Source organism: Thauera sp. 27 (assembly GCF_000310125.2).
Classification (GTDB): domain Bacteria; phylum Pseudomonadota; class Gammaproteobacteria; order Burkholderiales; family Rhodocyclaceae; genus Thauera; species Thauera mechernichensis.
This window is the reverse complement of the sequence record NZ_AMXB01000041.1, coordinates 1-16,898: the sequence shown is the minus strand read 5'-3', so window position 1 is coordinate 16,898 and position 16,898 is coordinate 1. Positions and strand designations below refer to the sequence as shown.

16 protein-coding genes are annotated in these 16,898 nt (G+C 62.9%); 10 read left to right on the top strand and 6 right to left on the bottom strand.

Annotated elements, in window-relative coordinates:
• Positions 1 to 34: 34 nt before the first annotated feature.
• Together B447_RS18100 and B447_RS18095 are read left to right on the top strand one after the other, a co-directional pair.
• The gene (locus B447_RS18100; protein ID WP_002943916.1) at positions 35 to 406 is read left to right on the top strand and encodes a hypothetical protein; all 372 of its coding nucleotides are present in this window, start codon (positions 35 to 37) and stop codon (positions 404 to 406) included.
• A 39-nt stretch (positions 407 to 445) separates the two neighbouring features.
• On the top strand, positions 446 to 1,486 hold the full coding sequence (locus B447_RS18095) for an IS630 family transposase (protein WP_002938555.1): 1,041 nt from the start codon (positions 446 to 448) through the stop codon (positions 1,484 to 1,486).
• Between the two features lie 206 nt (positions 1,487 to 1,692).
• On the opposite strand, the gene B447_RS18090 is transcribed toward B447_RS18095, so the two are convergent.
• Together B447_RS18090 and B447_RS18085 are read right to left on the bottom strand one after the other, a co-directional pair.
• Entirely contained in the window at positions 1,693 to 3,048 is a 1,356-nt protein-coding gene (locus B447_RS18090; RefSeq protein WP_002943912.1) for a heavy metal sensor histidine kinase, read from the bottom strand.
• Positions 3,049 to 3,050: 2 nt separating this feature from the next.
• Positions 3,051 to 3,737 (bottom strand): heavy metal response regulator transcription factor, encoded by a 687-nt coding sequence (locus tag B447_RS18085; RefSeq protein WP_002943911.1) that lies wholly within the window; start codon positions 3,735 to 3,737, stop codon positions 3,051 to 3,053.
• A gap of 169 nt (positions 3,738 to 3,906) precedes the next feature.
• Between B447_RS18085 and B447_RS18080 the strand changes: the two genes are divergently transcribed.
• From B447_RS18080 to B447_RS18045, 7 genes are all read left to right on the top strand, one after another.
• Positions 3,907 to 4,245 carry a DUF4148 domain-containing protein gene (locus B447_RS18080; RefSeq protein ID WP_002943910.1) on the top strand — a complete coding sequence of 113 codons (339 nt, stop codon included), beginning with the start codon at positions 3,907 to 3,909 and terminating at the stop codon, positions 4,243 to 4,245.
• A 615-nt stretch (positions 4,246 to 4,860) separates the two neighbouring features.
• Positions 4,861 to 6,129, top strand: coding sequence for a TolC family protein (locus tag B447_RS18070; protein WP_002943906.1), 1,269 nt, complete (start codon positions 4,861 to 4,863; stop codon positions 6,127 to 6,129).
• 17 nt (positions 6,130 to 6,146) lie between these two features.
• Positions 6,147 to 6,716, top strand: coding sequence for a hypothetical protein (locus B447_RS18065; RefSeq protein ID WP_002943904.1), 570 nt, complete (start codon positions 6,147 to 6,149; stop codon positions 6,714 to 6,716).
• The gene (locus B447_RS18060; protein WP_002943898.1) at positions 6,713 to 7,825 is read left to right on the top strand and encodes an efflux RND transporter periplasmic adaptor subunit; all 1,113 of its coding nucleotides are present in this window, start codon (positions 6,713 to 6,715) and stop codon (positions 7,823 to 7,825) included. Before B447_RS18065 ends, B447_RS18060 begins: the two co-directional genes overlap by 4 nt.
• Positions 7,826 to 7,840: 15 nt before the next feature.
• Positions 7,841 to 10,960, top strand: coding sequence for an efflux RND transporter permease subunit (locus B447_RS18055; protein WP_002943897.1), 3,120 nt, complete (start codon positions 7,841 to 7,843; stop codon positions 10,958 to 10,960).
• 41 nt (positions 10,961 to 11,001) lie between these two features.
• Positions 11,002 to 11,388, top strand: coding sequence for a hypothetical protein (locus B447_RS18050; protein ID WP_037983135.1), 387 nt, complete (start codon positions 11,002 to 11,004; stop codon positions 11,386 to 11,388).
• 780 nt (positions 11,389 to 12,168) lie between these two features.
• Positions 12,169 to 12,717, top strand: a complete 549-nt coding sequence (locus B447_RS18045; protein ID WP_002943889.1) for a tyrosine-type recombinase/integrase — start codon at positions 12,169 to 12,171, stop codon at positions 12,715 to 12,717.
• 137 nt (positions 12,718 to 12,854) lie between these two features.
• On the opposite strand, the gene B447_RS18040 is transcribed toward B447_RS18045, so the two are convergent.
• The 3 genes from B447_RS18040 to B447_RS18030 form a co-directional block, all read right to left on the bottom strand.
• Positions 12,855 to 13,187 (bottom strand): type II toxin-antitoxin system PemK/MazF family toxin, encoded by a 333-nt coding sequence (locus tag B447_RS18040; protein ID WP_002943887.1) that lies wholly within the window; start codon positions 13,185 to 13,187, stop codon positions 12,855 to 12,857.
• Entirely contained in the window at positions 13,187 to 13,444 is a 258-nt protein-coding gene (locus B447_RS18035; RefSeq protein WP_002943886.1) for an AbrB/MazE/SpoVT family DNA-binding domain-containing protein, read from the bottom strand. The genes B447_RS18040 and B447_RS18035 overlap by 1 nt, the downstream gene beginning before the upstream one ends.
• Before the next feature lie 353 nt (positions 13,445 to 13,797).
• Positions 13,798 to 14,226 carry a hypothetical protein gene (locus tag B447_RS18030; protein WP_002943885.1) on the bottom strand — a complete coding sequence of 143 codons (429 nt, stop codon included), beginning with the start codon at positions 14,224 to 14,226 and terminating at the stop codon, positions 13,798 to 13,800.
• Between the two features lie 207 nt (positions 14,227 to 14,433).
• Between B447_RS18030 and B447_RS22335 the strand changes: the two genes are divergently transcribed.
• Positions 14,434 to 14,682 (top strand): helix-turn-helix domain-containing protein, encoded by a 249-nt coding sequence (locus tag B447_RS22335; RefSeq protein WP_002943884.1) that lies wholly within the window; start codon positions 14,434 to 14,436, stop codon positions 14,680 to 14,682.
• 92 nt (positions 14,683 to 14,774) lie between these two features.
• Here the strand turns inward: B447_RS22335 and B447_RS18025 are convergent, their stop codons facing one another.
• A complete protein-coding gene (locus B447_RS18025) occupies positions 14,775 to 16,520 on the bottom strand; it encodes an alpha/beta hydrolase (protein ID WP_002943881.1) in 1,746 nt (581 codons plus the stop codon).
• Between the last annotated feature and the right edge of the window lie 378 nt (positions 16,521 to 16,898).

The following is a 16,898-nucleotide window of genomic DNA, read 5'->3' as shown; positions in this document are numbered from 1 at the left end:
AGGACGATTCTTCGGCAATCAAGGAGAGGGTGAAATGAAGAGGACGACTTTGATCGCAGCTCTGGTGGCGAGCGCCTTTTCGGTGACGCCGTTGATGGCCCAGCAGACAGCGCCCCCGCCTGAGCAAGGCGGGCAAATGCAGCAGGCACCCGATGTTGCCGAGTTTGACAAGCAGATGGCGCAAATGCAGGAGAACATGCAGCGGATGCAGGATCAGATGGAAAAGATCGGCCGGACCTCCGACCCGCAGGAGCGGCAGAAGCTACTGCAGGAGCACTGGGAAACGATGCAAAACGGCATGACGACGATGCACGGCATGTGGGGGCCCGGCATGATGGGCTGCTGTTCAGGCGACACGATGATGGGTGGCCACATGATGGGATGGCGTGGCATGGGAGATTATTAACCCGGCCCTTAAATAAGCTGCCCGCAATATAATGCGTGCATGGAAAAGATCGATGCACGCAAACTGGGTCCTGAAGGGCGCGAGACGCTGCGCAAGATGGTGCTGCGCCTGAAAAAGCAGTCGGATATGAGCAGCGTGGAATTGGCGAAGATCGCCGGCGTCCATGTACGCACGGTGCAGGCGTGGTTGAGGAAAGCGCGCACGGACGGTGCCGGGGCGTTGATCGAGAAGACGCGAGGTCGTCCCTACGGGGCCTGCCGGAAGCTGACGATGGCGCAGGAGGTCTGGGTGCGCCAGCGCATCGTGGGTGCGGTGCCCGAGCAGTTGAGCCTGCCTTTCGCGCTGTGGACCCGGCGGGCGATCCAGGCCTTGGTGGAGAAACAATTCGGACTGCAGTTGTCCGATCGCCTCGTGGGCAAGTATCTGAAGCGCTGGGGCTATACCGCTCAGCGCCCGGTCAAGCAAGCGATGGAGCAGCGCACCGATCTAGTCCAGGCTTGGTTGCGCGAGCGCTACCCGGCCATTGCCGCGCGTGCCAAGGCCGAAGGTGCGCTCATCTACTGGGCTGATGAAACGGCCGTCAAGGAAGACACGAACTGGATTCGAGGCTTTGCGCCGGCCGGCCGCACGCCGGTGCTCGAGGCGTCCGCCCGGTGGGGCAAACTGTCGATGATCTCGGCCATCACCAACCGGGGCGAAATCGCCTTCCAGATCGTCGAGGGCACGATCAACGCAGAACGCTTTATCGAGTTCCTTGAGCGACTGATCGCCGGTGCAACGAGCAAGGTGTTCCTGATCGTCGACAACCTGCGAGTGCATCACGCCAAGCTCGTTCAGGCCTGGCTCGAGCCGCGTGTCGAGCAGATCGAACTCTTCTACTTGCCGCCCTATGCGCCCGAGTCCAATCCGGACGAATACCTGAATCACGATTTCAAGACCGCGCTGCGCTTGGAGCCGCCCAGCCGCGATGATTCGCAGCTCTTGAAGAAGGCACACGCCATCATGCAGCGCATCGCCTCGCTCCCCGAGCGTATCCGGTCCTACTTCAAGCACCCGGCCGCTGCGTATGCTGCTCAGTAAACATATTTAAGGGCCGGGTTAATATTATTCCAAGCTCACGCCCGATCAGCTGAAGCAGCGCCAGTACATGATGAATCGGTACATGGGCATGCAGCAGCAGATGATGGATCATATGATGCAACGTCAGAACTACATGTGGATGCAACCGCCACGGTAAGGGAGCGCACGCGACATCGTCGAGTCCCAGGCGCGGCGTAGCGCGAATGCTACCTGTCGAGCGATACGCCGTTTCTCTCGCTCGACTCAAATACGCTAAAGCCGACGGTCGTTGTGCCGGCAGCCGAGCGAACAAATCCAGTGCCGCCGTGCATACGCGCGATCGCGGCGACGATTGCCAGCCCAAGCCCGTAGTTGTTGTCGCCGTGCTCACGGGCTCGATCGACTCGATAGAAGCGGTCGAACAGGCGCGGCAGATGTTCGGCGGGAATCACAGGCCCGAAATTGCTCACAGACAAGCGGACACCTCCCGAAGAGACCGCTTCGATCTCGATCTCGATCACCGATCCGCGCTCTGCGAAACGGGTCGCGTTGGCGACCAGGTTCGAGAGCGCACGCTGAATCAACGCCGCATCGAAGACACCTGTGTCGTCACCGCGTACGCGCGTGCTCACGCCAGCCTCGTGCATTGAAGCCTCGTGGAATTCGATGACCTCGGTCACCAGCTTGGCGAGGCTATCGACAGGGCTGCGACGGGCGCACTCCCCGCGATCAGCTCTCGACAAGAACAACATGTCATTGATCAAACCCGCTAAACGGTGAAGATCCTCGAGGTTCGATCCGAGCACATCGCGCAGTTCGGCGATCGTGCGCTCCCGACTCAGCGCTAGTTCGGTCTCGCCGATCAAGGTCGCAAGCGGTGTGCGCAGTTCGTGAGCAACGTCGGCATTGAACCCCTCAAGTTGTTGATAGGCGCGGTTCAGCCGAACGAGGAGTGCGTTGAACTGTGCGACCAACGGCTGAAGCTCCTGTGCCTGTGCGGAAGCGTCAAGCGACTGACCAACGCTTTCCGGGCTGAGGGCCGCCGCTTGCCGGGCCAGGTCGCGAACGGGCAAGAGCGCTCGGCGCACGAGCCAGGCGCCGCCCGCTGAGATGACCACCGCACCAGCAAAGGCGCTCACGAGTAGTGTCCAGGCCAACTGCTTTAAAAGCCGCGCGTCGGCGCTGCTGTCGAGCATCAGTTCGGCGCGTAGCCCGGTTGTGCGCGACCACGGCAGGGGGATTTCGAATTCATCCCGCCGCTGGACTGCGCCTGCGCTTGAGCGCGCCGGGGTCGCATACACGAGGTTGTCGGCTCCCTGGATCAGCCGCAACTCGAAGTCGGCATGGCCGAGGAAGAAGTCGTCGAGCTTGTGACGCAGGCTCGGCAACGCGTCCTGCGTCGCGATCTCGCCGACGAGATGGCGAACCACGTCCCGCTTGTGCCGGAGCTCCTCCGCCTGCTTGGCGGAGAGGTTGAGACTGGCGGCCACATAAACGATCGAGCAGACTAGGCTGAGCCCCAAGAAGGTCAGCACGGCGAGCCACCACGATAACCAACGGCCGAGCGAACGCGGATTGCGCATCCTCAGGGCTCCCGCTCCTCGAGGACGTATCCCATGCCGCGCACGGTATGCAGCAACTTTTTCTCGAATCCGTCGTCGATCTTGCCGCGCAACCGGCGCACCGCAACTTCAACCACGTTCGTATTGCTGTCGAAATTCATGTCCCACACCTGCGCTGCCAGCGCGGTACGGGAAAGAACCTGCCCATGTCGGCGAAGCAGCAAGGTCAGCAACGTGAATTCCTTCGCAGTCAGGTCGAGGCGTTGCCTGGATCGTGACGCCTTGCGCCGAACCAGGTCGACTTCTAGGTCAGCCAAACGCAGCACCGTTGGATCCTGGCTATCCGAGCGCAAGGCACCGCGTCGCAACAAGGCCTGTACGCGAGCGAGCAACTCGGACAGGGCAAACGGCTTCACAAGGTAATCGTCGGCACCCGCCTGCAGGCCTCTGACCCGATCCTCGACCTTGTCGCGCGCGGTCAACATCAGCACAGGTACGTGTTTGCCCCGGCGCAGTTCGTGCAAGACGGCATAGCCATCCAGTTCCGGCAGCATGACGTCGAGGAGGACGAGATCGTAATGCCCTTCGGTCGCGAGATAGCGGCCCTCCGTGCCGCTATGCGCGACATCCACGATGTAATCGCTTTCGGTGAGCGCCCTGCGCAGATATTCAGCCAGCTTGGGCTCGTCTTCCACAACCAGAATTTTCATGCTGCGATTATCGCGGAGATGCCGACACCATCACATTACGAAATCGTAATCTGGCAGTTCGCGAATTGACGGAGATGGGCCCTTAAAGTCTGCGACGTGTTCGGTGCAAGGCGACACCCAGCGGCTCAAGCCGAACGCTACCTCTCACGTTGAACGAAGGAGTCTCGTTATGTCGAAAACCCTGACCACTACCGTCTTTTCGCTTCTTGCGGCCGTACTTGTCGTTCCTACAGCTGCGCAAGCCAACTCGCTGTGGCACCCCGCGCCGGGCGATCAGGGGTTCACGTTCCATCCCGATCACTCCACGAGCACGAAAACCCGTGCCGACGTGTTGCGCGAGCTCGAGCAGGCAAAGGCCGATGGCAGCTACTTCTATCTCCAGCGGGGCCTCCCGGTACCGATGCGTTTCGGCGGGCCCGGCAAGACCCGTGAAGAAGTCATCAAAGAACTGGTCAACATGACCCCGCAAGAGCGCGCGTACATGAATGAACAGTACCGGGGCTCCTGATGCCCTCGGCCGGTGCGAAACGTCCGGTCGTCCGGGCGTTTCGCACGGCAGGGTTCAATAAAGCCCGGGTTGGCATGCTGGTTCGCGGCACGTCTGTCCGCGAAGAAAAAATCTTACTGATAAAATCTGTGCGATGCGTCGGTGGCTTGCGATTCTCCTTTTGGGCCTGCTGCCCGCCCAACTGGGTTGGGCGGCGCTGAGCGTCTACTGCGCGCACGAATCCGGTGCCGGTGCGGAGCACTTCGGACACCATGAGCATCGCCACACCGGCGACGATGGCGATATGGAGAAAGGGGGCCTGGCGAAGGGTGGCCACGCAGACTGCGCGGGTTGTCACGGGATCGGCTCCTCAGCGCTACCGAGCGAGTTCGACGCGCTCTGCCCACGTTATGTGACATCCCTGTCCATTGACACTCCCGTGACGTGGCAGCTTGCGGAACATCTAGCCGAGCCCGAACGCCCCAAATGGGGCCGCTCAGCCTGATCGGCGGGGCGGTCGCTTTCATTCGTTTTCCGAAGTTCCTGCCGCTTTGATCGGCGGGTTCGCATGTCCGTTGCGATCGGTTCGATCGCCCTCTGCCGATTCGCCGTGTCTTCCCATCAACGGAGAATTGGATGCCTCAAAGAGTTCGTATCAAATGGCTGTCCGGGCTGTTGCTCGGTCTTGCCGTCAATGGCGCCTGGGCGCAGCAGCCCGCGATTCCGACTGATGCTAATGGGCTATCCCTGAAGCAAGCTTTCGAGGTGGCGTGGGCGCGTCAGCCTGAGGCCCTGTCGCTCACGACCCAGCAGGAAGCAGCCGAGGCCCGCCGCGACAATGCCGATAGTTGGCTCGTCGAGCCGCCTGCCCTGCAGGTGGCCGGCAAGACCGATCAATTCGATAGCGATCGCGGGAGCCGGGAGTACGAGATCGGCATCGCCGTGCCAATCTGGCTGCCCGGCGAACGTTCGACCACTGCAGGCCTTGCAACCGCCGAGATGAATGCCACTGCGAGCCGGGCCCGCGCCGCGCAGCTGCGTACCGCTGCAGCGGTACGCACGGCTTATTGGGGCTGGCAACGCGCGCGCATTGGAGAGACTCTGGCGAGGGAAGGTTTCGCGAATGCCCGCGAACTCGCTGCCGACGTCGCCCGGCGTGTAAAGGCCGGTGATCTTGCGCGCGCAGACCAGCACCAGGCCGACGGTGCGCAAGCCACCGCAGAAGCCGCTGTCGCCGAGGCGGAAAGCGCGCTCGCAGATGCTGCACAGCAGTTGCGCACACTTACTGGAATCGGGCCAGAACGCTTCACCGGTGGGTTGCCAACGCCGGAGCCCGTTCCCGGCGCTGCGACACCGACGGAAATCCTTGAGACGGCACACCCGGCAGTGGCCGAGCTGCGCGATCGGGTCGACGTTGCTCGGCGCACGATGACCCTTGCCAGCGTTCAGGGGCGCACGAATCCGGAGTTGAGTGTCGCGACCACCCGCGAACGCGGTGCATCGGGTGAACCCTGGGCACAGACGATCACAGTGGGCTTACGCATTCCGTTCGGTTCCAATTCACGCAGCCGCTCACGCGTTGCAAGCGCCAGTGCGCAGGCCATCGAGGCTGAGGCCCAGCTCCAGATCGAACGTGAGCGTTTGCTGGCCGAAATGGATATGGCGCGTGTGCGCGTCGAATCGACAAGGCAGCAGGTCGCCGCTGCCGAGCGGCGTACCCAGCTCGCCCAAGCGGCACGCGGCTTCTTCCAGAAAGCGTTCCGCCTCGGAGAGGCCGATCTCCCGACCCGTCTGCGCATCGAGTTCGAGGCGACCGAAGCCGAACGTCAACTCGCCCGTGCGCGTATTGACCTGGCAGCCGCCATTTCGGCCCAGCGCCAAGCGCTGGGCCTGCTTCCCGAGTGAACGAAAGGAATCCCTACATGAAAACCGCTCACACCCTGGCAGCATGGAGCATTGCAGCTGTGCTTGCCGGGTTTGCCCCACAGACCCTGGCCGGTGACGGACACGACCACGGCGAAGCGCCCGCGCCCACTGCGGGCGCGACGTTGCCGCGATTTACTGCCGTCTCGGAACTCTTCGAATTGGTCGGCGTGGTGAACGGCAAGAACGTCACTGTCTATCTCGACCGTTTCGCCGACAACAGCCCCGTAAAGGATGCAAGGGTCGATCTGGAACTCGATGGCAATCCAGTTGCGCTCGAGCCCCATGCCGACGGCGAATTCGAAGCCACGCTCCCGGAGGCGCTCAAGCCGGGCGTCGTCTCCATCACGGCGACCGTCATCGCCGGCCAGGACACCGATCTGCTTGCTGGCGAACTCGACCTCCATGAACCCGCTGCAGAGACGCACGAAGAGGCTGCCGCAATGGACATGAAGCCCGACGTAATCGGGGCAGGCGCGGGAGCGCTTGTGCTTGTGCTAGGTCTCATCGGCTGGGCGGCACTTCGCAAGGGAAACTCCCGAAATCGCTCGGCCGGAGGTGCCGCATGAAGCTGAACGTCCTGTTTGCTGCGCTGGCGCTGGTATCGGCCAGTGCCCCATGGAACGCCTTTGCGGGCGAAGGCCATGATCATGGCGATAAAGGCCCGGCTGTGGCGGGAGGCAATGGGCCACAACGGCAAGCCGATGGTAGCGTCTTCCTGCCCAAGCCGGCACAACGGCAGATCGGCGTTCGCACGTTGGTCACGGAAGCCGGCGAATTGTCGCGTACCACCGCGCTGGCGGGCAAGGTGGTCATGGACCCGAACGCCGGCGGAAAGGTGCAGGCCATGGTGGCTGGGCGCCTGGAGGCGGGCCCGCAGGGCTTGCCGAGCGTTGGCCAGACCGTGAAGAAGGGTGACGTGCTGGCTTACGTCAGTCCTTCGACGGATCAGATCGAACGGTCTAACCAGACGGCGCAACTGGCCGAACTGCAGGCGGCGAGGGCGCTTGTGGAAAAGCGCCTGGCGCGTCTGAAGGAACTCGCAGACACGGTGCCGCGAAAGGAGATCGAGGCTGCCGAGAGCGAGGTTGCGAGCTTGGGGGCTAGATCGAAAGCGATCGGTGGCGGCCTCAATGCCCGTGATGTGCTGACCGCACCCGTTAGCGGAGTGATCGCATCAAGCAACGCCGTGTCAGGCCAGGTGGTCGATGCGCGCGAACTCGTGTTCGAGATCGTCGACCCGAAGCGGCTGCGCGTCGAGGCGCTCGCCTACGATCCCGAGGTCGCGTCAGACGTGGCGTCTGCGAGTCTTGCCGTCGGCGACCGGCGGATCCCGCTCACCTTCATCGGCGCCGCCCGCAGCCTGCGCGAACAGGCCGTGCCGCTTGCCTTTGCAGCCGAAGGCGATGCGCTGGCCCTACTTGCCGTCGGGCAGCCGGTCGAGGTCTTCGTCCAGTCGCGCACCACGCAGCAGGGTGTAAGCGTTCCCGCAGCATCGGTGCTAAAAAATCCGGCAAACCAGAACATCGTCTGGGTAAAGACAGCGCCCGAACGTTTCGAGTCGCGTACCGTCACGATCGCGCCGCTGGACGGCGTGAATGTTGCGGTGACGTCCGGCCTCGAAGCCGGTGAGCGGGTCGCCTCGCGTGCCGCCACGTTGATTAATCAGATCCGCTGACGGGGAGCCTATCCGATGTTCAAGTGGCTACTCGACAACAGCCTTGGTAACCGGCTGCTGGTGATCATCGCCAGCCTGGTACTGATGGCCTATGGGGCGTTCACGCTTTCGCGAACACCTGTGGACGTATTTCCGGATCTCAACAAGCCGACGGTCACGATCATGACCGAAGCCGGCGGCATGGCGGCAGAGGAGGTGGAGCAACTCATCACCTTCCCGCTCGAGACGACCATGAATGGTTTGCCCGGCGTGGAGTCCGTGCGCTCCACCTCGAGTTCGGGGCTGTCCTTCATCTACGTGACCTTCGATTGGAGCACCGAGATCTTCCGCGCGCGGCAGATGGTGTCGGAACGCCTCTCCGCCATGGAGGAAGGGTTGCCTGAAGACGTGATTCCGCGCATGGGGCCGATCAGCTCGATCATGGGCGAGATCATGCAGATCGCAATTCCGATCGACACAGCGAGGATCTCGTCGATGCAGGTGCGAGAGTATGCGGACTGGGTCCTGCGTCCGCGCCTGATGGCGATCCCCGGCATCGCGCAGGTCATCCCGATTGGCGGGGAAGTGCGGCAGTTTCAGGTGCAGCCCGACACCCGCCGTATGGCGGAACTCGGTGTTTCGTTGGAGCTGTTAGAAGCGGCGATTCGAGGATTCTCGTCGAACACTTCGGGGGGGTTCCTTGAACTGAACGGGCGCGAATACCTCATCCGTCATCTCGGGCGGACCTCGAGCCTGGAGGATTTGAAGAACCTCGCGATCACGGCACGTGATGGTCAGCCGATCCTGCTGCGTCAGATCGCATCCGTTACCTTCGCGCCGGCGCCCAAACGGGGAGATGCTGGCTTCGAGGGCAAGCCGGCCGTGATCCTCGGCATCCAGAAACAGCCTACAGCGGACACCATTCACCTGACCCGTTCGATCGAAGCCGCACTCGAAGAGATGAAGAAATCGCTTCCGGCCGGGATGGAGGCCCCGGAGGTGACGTTCCGTCAGGCGACCTTCATCGAGGCGTCGATCACCACGCTCCAAGGCAAACTGATTGGCGCATCGGCGTTCGTCGCGGCGATCCTTTTCTTTTTTCTTGGCACCTTGCGGCCGACCATCATCGCGCTCACAGCGATTCCGGTGTCGATCTTCATGACGGCGCTGGTCTTCAAGTATTTCGGGCAGTCGATCAACACGATGACCCTTGGCGGTCTCGCCATTGCGATTGGCGGCCTGGTCGACGATGCGGTCGTGGGCGTCGAGAACGTGCTGCGCCGATTGAAGGAGGATCGCGCGAAGCATCAACACCATCGGCTGCACCCGATCGAGCTTGTGGCGCGCGCAACGATGGAGGTGCGCTCGGCCATCCTTTACGCGACGATCATCATCGTGCTGGTGTTCCTGCCGCTGTTTGCGCTACCTGGCATGGAGGGGCGGCTGTTCGTTCCGCTCGGCGTGGCGTTCATTGTCTCCACGCTCGCCTCATTGGTCGTCTCGGTAACAGTGACGCCGGTGCTGTCCTTCTACCTGCTTCCCGGGATGAAGTCTCTCGATCACGGTGACACGCGCCTGCTCGCCTGGCTCAAGGCGCGTTATCGCGGGGCGTTGCAAGGGGTGCTCGAGCACCCCAAGGCAGCCGTGGCAGCGGGTGCGGTTGCGGTGGCGATCGCTGCCGCTGCGGTACCGTTTTTCCCCACGACCTTTCTGCCGCCGTTCAACGAAGGCACCTTGCTGATCGGCATGCGACTCAACCCGGGCGTCACCCTGGCAGAGTCGACGGCGCTCGCGCAGCAAGCGGAAGTGCTCGTGAAACAGGTTCCCGAAGTGACTCACGTCGGACGCCGAAGCGGACGGGCCGAGCTTGACGAGCATGCGGAAGGCGTCCATGTCAGCGAGCTCGATGTGGGGCTGAAACCCGCCGGTGAACTGAGCCGCTCGATGGGTGAGATTACCGCCGACATCCGGTCGCGGCTGGTCAATCTGCCAGCGGCGATCGCGATCGGGCAACCGATCTCACATCGCATCGACCACATGCTGTCGGGCGTGCGCTCGCAGATCGCGATCAAAATCTTCGGCGAGGATCTCGACACCCTGCGCGGACAGGCGGACGTGTTACGTACGCGGCTTGCCGCCATCCCGGGACTCGCCGATCTGGAGATCGAGAAGCAAGTGCTCGCGCCGCAGATCAAGGTGCGGATCGACTATGCGGCGGCTGCCCGGTACGGCGTACCGGCACCACAGATTCTGGCCGCGCTGCAGAGCCTCGTCGAGGGCGAGAAGGTCACCCAGATCGTCGAGGGCGGTCGACGGTTCGCATTGGTCGTGCGTCTGCCCGAAACAGCGCGCTCGGCCGACGGGCTGGCTCAGATCCTGATCGAAACATCGACCGGCCATGTGCCCTTGTCGAAGCTGGCGTCAATCGAGGATGGTGACGGTCCGAACCAGGTAAGCCGGGACGACGGTAAGCGCCGCATCGTGCTCTCGGCCAATGCACAGCAGCGTCCGCTGTCGGAGGTCGTCGAGGACATCCGCGCCGTCGTGACCGACCTGAAGTTGCCCGAGGGCTACTTCATCACCCTCGGCGGGCAGTTCCAAGCCCAGGAAGAGGCTTCCCGCCTGGTGGGGCTGCTGTCGATCGTCTCCCTCGTACTGATGTTCGTCGTGCTCTACAGCCGCTATAAGTCGGTTCGACTCTCGGCCCTCATCATGGCGAACATCCCGCTCGCGCTGGTCGGGGCGGTAATTGGCCTGTGGATCTCGGGTCAGCCGTTGTCGGTCGCGGCACTCGTCGGCTTCATCACGCTCGCAGGTATTTCGGTGCGCAATGGCATCCTCAAGGTGAGCCATTACCTCAACCTGATGCGTATCGAGGGCGAGAGATTCGACCACACGATGATCTTGCGGGGCTCGATCGAGCGTCTGTCGCCGGTGCTGATGACCGCGTTGGTAACCGCGTTTGCGCTTGCACCGCTGCTGTTCGAGGCCGAGCGACCGGGTACCGAGATCCTGCATCCGGTGGCCGTGGTGATCTTCTCGGGCCTCATTAGTTCGACCCTGCTGGATACCTTCCTAACCCCGGCGATGTTCTGGCTCTTCGGCCGCCGCGATGCGGAGAGTCTTCTCGACGATCGGAACGCCGAAGCATTCTGACGCTGCTTAACCCACCTCATGCGAACCTGAAAGGAAATAACATGAAGTTCTCAAGAGTCGCCGCCCTTGTTGCTCTGGTGTCCGTGGGCCCCACCTTTGCGGCCGACAAGCATGACCATGCTCATGAGCATGAATCGATGCATGGAGGCGTGGTAGTCGAGGTCAAAGATCTCGATCTCGAACTCGTTGCCAAGCCCGACGTGATCCAGTTGCATCTTCGCGATCACGGCAAATCGCTCGACGTGGCCAACGGCAGTGCAAAGCTCACGCTGCTGTCCGGCGCGGACAAGCAGGATATCGAACTCAAGCCGGCAGGTGACCGGTTGGAAGCCAAGGGCAGCTTCAAGGTCAGCGCCGGCACCAAGCTGGTCGCGGTTGTGACCCTTCCCGGCAAGCCCTCCACCACCGCGCGCTTCACTTTGAAGTGAAGCCGTCTGAGCGCCTGCAGCAACGATGCTGCGGGCGCTCAGCCCAACCGATCTGGACGTAATCAACGGAAGAGATCGCTGGCGGCGGGGGTGGTCGTTGTAGTGCTTGGTGTCTTGACCGGATGTGCAACGCCCATCGGGCACGAGGGCAGTTATGCAGAGCGCGATGGGAGGTGGCGCAAAGGGACGGTCGTAGAGATCGGTTCGGCCGACGATTTGAAGCGGCTGTCGTTCTATGACTCAGAGCCGAGGCGTCCGAACCGGAAGGTGACACTATCTCCGTGACGATCGCATTTAGACGCAATGGTCACCCGTATGCGCGCACTGCAAGCTGCCTGCCGCGCAACAATTGCAAGTCGGCGACAATGTCTACGCAAATTTCAAGCATTGCGCAGCGCCGATCGCGAAACGCAGATCCTGAGCATTTGCTTGAGGACGAGGCCTCATCTGCTCTTCGAATTGCTTCATCCCGGCGTTACCCAGACCACGCCTTGACCCAGTGCATCGCGACTCCACGAACAGTGCTGGCCAAGCGGATTGAATGCACTCAATGACAGGTTTCGGAGTTCACTAGTCATCTGGATGGCCGCATTGTAGAAGCTACGAGGGGCGGCTGATGGCCGCCTGCTGTCTGCCATGAGTGGGCTGGCGACGAGGTCGTTTAGGGGCATGGCACGGCGTGATTGGACAAAATGAAACATTTTGTCTAATGTCAGCAGACCACCCCCAGCAACGGCGCGGCTTTGCGCCGCGTTTTTTCGCCAAACATTGGACAAAACGATGAACGACCGCAAACACCTCACCGCGCGCGAGGTCGAGCGCCTGATCACGGCCACCCGCGGCAGCCGCACCGAGCTGCGCGACCGCTGCCTGATCCTCTTGATGTTCCGCCACGGGCTGCGCGTGTCCGAGGCCTGCGCGCTCAAATTGCACCAGGTCGATCTCGAGAGCCGGGTGCTGCACGTGGTCCGGCTGAAGAAGGGGTTGTCGACCACGCACCCGCTGCGAGGCGACGAGCTGCGGGCCATCAAGGCCTGGCTCACCGAGCGGGCGCGCCTCGGCCCGGCGGGCGACACGTTCTTCGTCTCGGAGCGGCGGGCGCCGCTCAACCGCCGGACCGCCTGGGTGGCGATCCGGCGCTACGGGGAACTGGCTGAGCTGTCCGTGGAGGCGCACCCCCATATGCTGCGCCATGCCTGCGGCTACGCGCTCGCCGACCAGGGCGCGGACACCCGGCTCATCCAGGACTACCTCGGGCACCGCAACATCCAGCACACCGTGCGCTACACGGCGACCAACCCGGCGCGGTTCGAGCGGCTATGGCGCTGAGGGCTTGAGCGGACTTGGGGCCGTCTCAGAAAGAAGCCTTGCCGAGAAGACGGCGTCACCGGGCGCCCGAACATTTGAGGTGTTCTCGAAAACCGTTCTTGCTTTTCGAGCGCCGGAATAGCGAGTGTCGGGAACGCTCACTCGAAGAGCGTGGCTACCCTGGCCATCACTTCATCCAGGATCGCCTGCGGCACGCTTTCGAGCTTGCGCCCGCGCCGCGATCCGATGTCCAAGGCACGCGGCTGATCGCACCGCACCACGCCAGTGGTTTGCGTGCCAGAGCCCATCAGCGAGACGGTGAAGCCGGCCGTGCGAGCGAAATTGCCACCGCTGGTGATAGGCAGCACGACCGGTGTGCGCGTCAGCCGATTGAACGTGGCCGGCGAGACGATCAGTACCGGGCGCGTGCCTTGTTGCTCATGGCCCGAGGTCGGATCGAGGGACACGAGGTAGATGTCGCCGCGCTCCATCACAGCAGCTCGCCGCCGACCGGGCGGGCATCAAGCCATTCCCGATCCTCCGCCGAGATTTCCGCGGAAGCGTCGCATTGAGCAAGCAGTTCGTCGAGCGTGTAGCGCGGCCGCGCCGCGGGTTCGACCACGAGGCGGCCGTTATCGACGGCCAGGCCGACCTTCACACCGGCCGACAGGTGAAGGACATCGAGCAGCGCTGGCGGAACTGCCAGCATGACCGAGCCGCCGACCTTGCGCAGATTCGTTGTGTGCATGATGAGTCTCTCAATAAAGTTATATTTAAATATAACTTCTTCACATCCTATCTTGCAAGTCAAACCTGAGGGGGCGCTTAGCGTGCGCCGACGACGACGCACCCCTGCGAGAAGAAGAACTGCGGGCCATCGAGGCCTGGCTCACCGAGCGAGCGCACCTGGCGCCGGCGGGCGATGGGCTTTCTTCGTGTCTGAGCAGCGGCAGCCGCTCAACCTCCGAATCGCCTGTACGGGTTCGCCGACCAGGATCGCGGACACCGGAACATGCAGCACACCATCCGCTGCACGGAAACCAATCCGGCACGGTTCGAGCAGCTGTCGCTACTGAGCCAAGTCAGGGGAATCTCCACCGGTTATTCAGCGGGGGGAGCCTTGAAGATGCACTGAAGCGTTGCAGGATCGAAACGGCTCTGAAAGGGATTGAAGTCCAGGGTGACCTGATCATCAACGATGAAACGGAAAAATCCCCCATCGGGCGGCGTCCAGACCTCTCGCAGCGCATGGAAGGTGCGCCGGCTTACAGGCGGCATGCTGATCAGAAGATCCACGCTCACGAGCCGAAGCGGTGGATACCGCCCTTCAGAGAAGTTGATGAGCTCGGCCAGGTCCGCGGTCAAGATCTCATAGCCGATCGTGGCGTCCTCTTCGACGTCCCTCTCGAGCTGCATGAGATAGACCGGCGTCGGAAGGCCGATTTGGACGAAGGGCCAACGCTGCTCACCCGGCTCAGCGCCATGCGCGATCTTCAACTCCGACTTTTTGTAGGTCCTGAAAAAAGACATTCCTGTGCTCCCTGCTTGACGATTCTGGGGACCTCGGCCGTCTCATCCAGGGCTCGTCGGGGCGAGCAGGGTGAGCAACGAGGCGTTGTGCGTGTTTGTCGCTCGCATAGTGTGACAGGGAAAAACACTCCTTAAAAGCATCCTCTAAAAAAACATCCTGCTTAAAAGATGCTGACGTAAAAACATCAACCCGCGAGACTCGTGTTCATGTTTGCCGATCACACTTCCTCGCAGGATTTCCTCAGCGCTCGTGCCATCCTTGCCCAGAACCTGGTTCTGCTGAGACGGAAGCGCGGATGGTCACAAGAAGAACTCGCGTTCCAGGCCGGCTTGCACCGAACCTTCGTCGGACATGTCGAACGCCAAATCCGCAACATCTCCCTCGACAACATCGAGCGGCTTGCACGCACCCTCGGCGTGCCAGTTCACGTACTCCTGACGCCGTCTTCCGACTGAGCGCTGAGCACGCGGAACACTGGTCAAAGCTTATCCACAGGATCATGGTCGGGATGTACTGAGGGTGCCGGTCCACGCAAGACCGTCGACGTTCAGCCGTCCACGGTCTCCTCGCCGCCATCCTTGGACAGCTCTTCGGCCCGGCGCTCATCCAGGTGGCGCTGCAGGCGGGCCACGTCTTCGGGCGACCAGTCGTCGATGCCGGTGACTTCCAGCCAGGCGTTGATGTAGTGCGATGGCGCGTAGACGTGGCCGAAACCCATTGGTGCGCTCATCGACAGCGAAGTATCCATTGCCATCTGCATCATCGTCACGACCGGATACCAGCGCATCGCCGGGGATACGTCCGGCGGGCGCGGGGCATCGAGCAGTTCCGGTTCGCGGAAGAAGCCGTGACGGTCGAAGAACGTCACCGCGTCGCTGCCGTACTGCAGGTAGACCACGCGCATCGGGCCCCACGGCGTGCCGGGCGGGGTGGAGCTGCCGTCCTGGTTCATGAAGCGGACGAACGAGCCGTCCTGGAACTGCGGCAGCCACACCGGCGAACCGGGATTGCGCGAGCGGGTCAGCCCGGCCCACTTGCTGGCGGCGAACGGAGGTCCGCTCCAGACCGCGCCATCGAATGGTTCGCCGAGCAGCTCGAACATCTCGAACGAGCGTTCCGAATTGAGCGCGCCCAGGCTCAGGCCGTGCAGGTACAGCTTCGGCCGCCGCTCGGGCGGCAGCGTGCGCCAGTAGCCGTAGACCTCGCGGAACAGTGCGCGCGCGGTGACCCCGCCTGTGTCCGGATCCAGGAACAGCGTCAGCGGACTGGACAGGTACGAGTACTGCACCGCGACGCTGGCCACATCGCCGCGGTAGAGATATTCGATGCCGTCGATGCCGGACGGGTCGACCCAACCGGTGCCGGTCGGAGTGATGATGATCAGCGCCTTGCGCTCGAAGCCGCCGACGCGCTTGAGTTCTTCCAGCGCCAGCTGGGCGCGCTCTTCGGGCGTGTCGCCGGTGGGCAGGCCCGCGTACACGCGCAGCGGCGCCTTGGCGCCGGGACCGGCGTAGGCGGCGAGTTCGTCGGCGGTGGGGCGGGCATCGACGTAGCGCCGGCCCATGCGCCCGAGCTGGTTCCAGGCCACTAGCGACTGCGCGCTGCCGGGGCTGTCCCATTCGGTCGGCGGCGGCATGTCGGGCGGGATCAGTGCATCGGCCTGGCGATAGGAGGCGTCCAGGGTGTCCAGCAACGAGGACAGGATCACGCCGTTGACCAGGCCCACCAGCAGCAGCACGCCGGCGATCGCACCGACCACGTGCGCGATCCGTCGCGGCACCTTGCGGGTGACCAGGCGCATCACCGCCTTGATGATCATCAGTGCGATGCGGCCCAGCACGACCAGCAGCAGCGCCACGACCGCCGCACCCGCGAGTACGCCCAGGATGCGCGATGGACCGGCGGGAGCCAGGTGCATCAGTTCGCGGACGATGTTTTCCCAATGCTGGCTGCGCCAAAGCGCGAGCGCGGCGATGACCGCGCAGGCGACGACCGCGATACGGCGGCGACGCGGCTGTCCCGCCGGCCCGGGGAGCGGCAGCTCCAGGTATCCCCACAGCCAGCGCAGCAGCACGCCCAGGCCGTAGCCGGCGGCCAGGCACATGCCCGACAGCACCGCCTGCGCGACCGTGATCCGTGGCGTGAGGCTGGGCGTGAGCGAGGCGGCGAAGAACAACGTCCCCAGCACGAGCCTGGTATTGCCAAGGCGCGCCAGCAGCGAACGCCGGAGCCGGGTGAACCAGCCATCGGATGTAGTACCGGAAGCGAGTGCAGCGTCGTCGTCCTGTCGCATCAAGTATCCCCTGCGAGTGGTCCCCTTGGGCCAATATACCGGACACGGATAGGCGTTTTAACCGCATGAGGCCAAGTATTGGACAGCGGCTTGGTTAAGCCTGCGGCTCCTTTGTTGCGCAAGGAGTTTCCTTGTTGCTCAAAATTTGAGCAGTAGCGCTTGCCGCCTAATTTGACCTGCAAGCTCCAGGTTCAAATAGGGCCAGCAACCGGCTGTTGAGTCGGAGCGTCGACGCGCATGCAACATGCAACATGTCGCATACCGCATGTTGCATGTTGTATGCGACCAAACATCCAGCGCGCGTAGCGCCGCGAGGTGGGGGGAGCCGCCCCTCGGACTTGTCCGAGGGGCAGGGGGGCGACAGCCCCCTCGCCCCCT

Coding starts and splice junctions, on each gene's coding strand:
- B447_RS18100 (WP_002943916.1), top strand. CDS start 35: ATGAAGAGGACGACTTTGATCGCAGCTCTGGTGGCGAGCGCCTTTTCG.
- B447_RS18095 (WP_002938555.1), top strand. CDS start 446: ATGGAAAAGATCGATGCACGCAAACTGGGTCCTGAAGGGCGCGAGACG.
- B447_RS18090 (WP_002943912.1), bottom strand. CDS start 3,048: ATGCGCAATCCGCGTTCGCTCGGCCGTTGGTTATCGTGGTGGCTCGCC.
- B447_RS18085 (WP_002943911.1), bottom strand. CDS start 3,737: ATGAAAATTCTGGTTGTGGAAGACGAGCCCAAGCTGGCTGAATATCTG.
- B447_RS18080 (WP_002943910.1), top strand. CDS start 3,907: ATGTCGAAAACCCTGACCACTACCGTCTTTTCGCTTCTTGCGGCCGTA.
- B447_RS18070 (WP_002943906.1), top strand. CDS start 4,861: ATGCCTCAAAGAGTTCGTATCAAATGGCTGTCCGGGCTGTTGCTCGGT.
- B447_RS18065 (WP_002943904.1), top strand. CDS start 6,147: ATGAAAACCGCTCACACCCTGGCAGCATGGAGCATTGCAGCTGTGCTT.
- B447_RS18060 (WP_002943898.1), top strand. CDS start 6,713: ATGAAGCTGAACGTCCTGTTTGCTGCGCTGGCGCTGGTATCGGCCAGT.
- B447_RS18055 (WP_002943897.1), top strand. CDS start 7,841: ATGTTCAAGTGGCTACTCGACAACAGCCTTGGTAACCGGCTGCTGGTG.
- B447_RS18050 (WP_037983135.1), top strand. CDS start 11,002: ATGAAGTTCTCAAGAGTCGCCGCCCTTGTTGCTCTGGTGTCCGTGGGC.
- B447_RS18045 (WP_002943889.1), top strand. CDS start 12,169: ATGAACGACCGCAAACACCTCACCGCGCGCGAGGTCGAGCGCCTGATC.
- B447_RS18040 (WP_002943887.1), bottom strand. CDS start 13,187: ATGGAGCGCGGCGACATCTACCTCGTGTCCCTCGATCCGACCTCGGGC.
- B447_RS18035 (WP_002943886.1), bottom strand. CDS start 13,444: ATGCACACAACGAATCTGCGCAAGGTCGGCGGCTCGGTCATGCTGGCA.
- B447_RS18030 (WP_002943885.1), bottom strand. CDS start 14,226: ATGTCTTTTTTCAGGACCTACAAAAAGTCGGAGTTGAAGATCGCGCAT.
- B447_RS22335 (WP_002943884.1), top strand. CDS start 14,434: ATGTTTGCCGATCACACTTCCTCGCAGGATTTCCTCAGCGCTCGTGCC.
- B447_RS18025 (WP_002943881.1), bottom strand. CDS start 16,520: ATGCGACAGGACGACGACGCTGCACTCGCTTCCGGTACTACATCCGAT.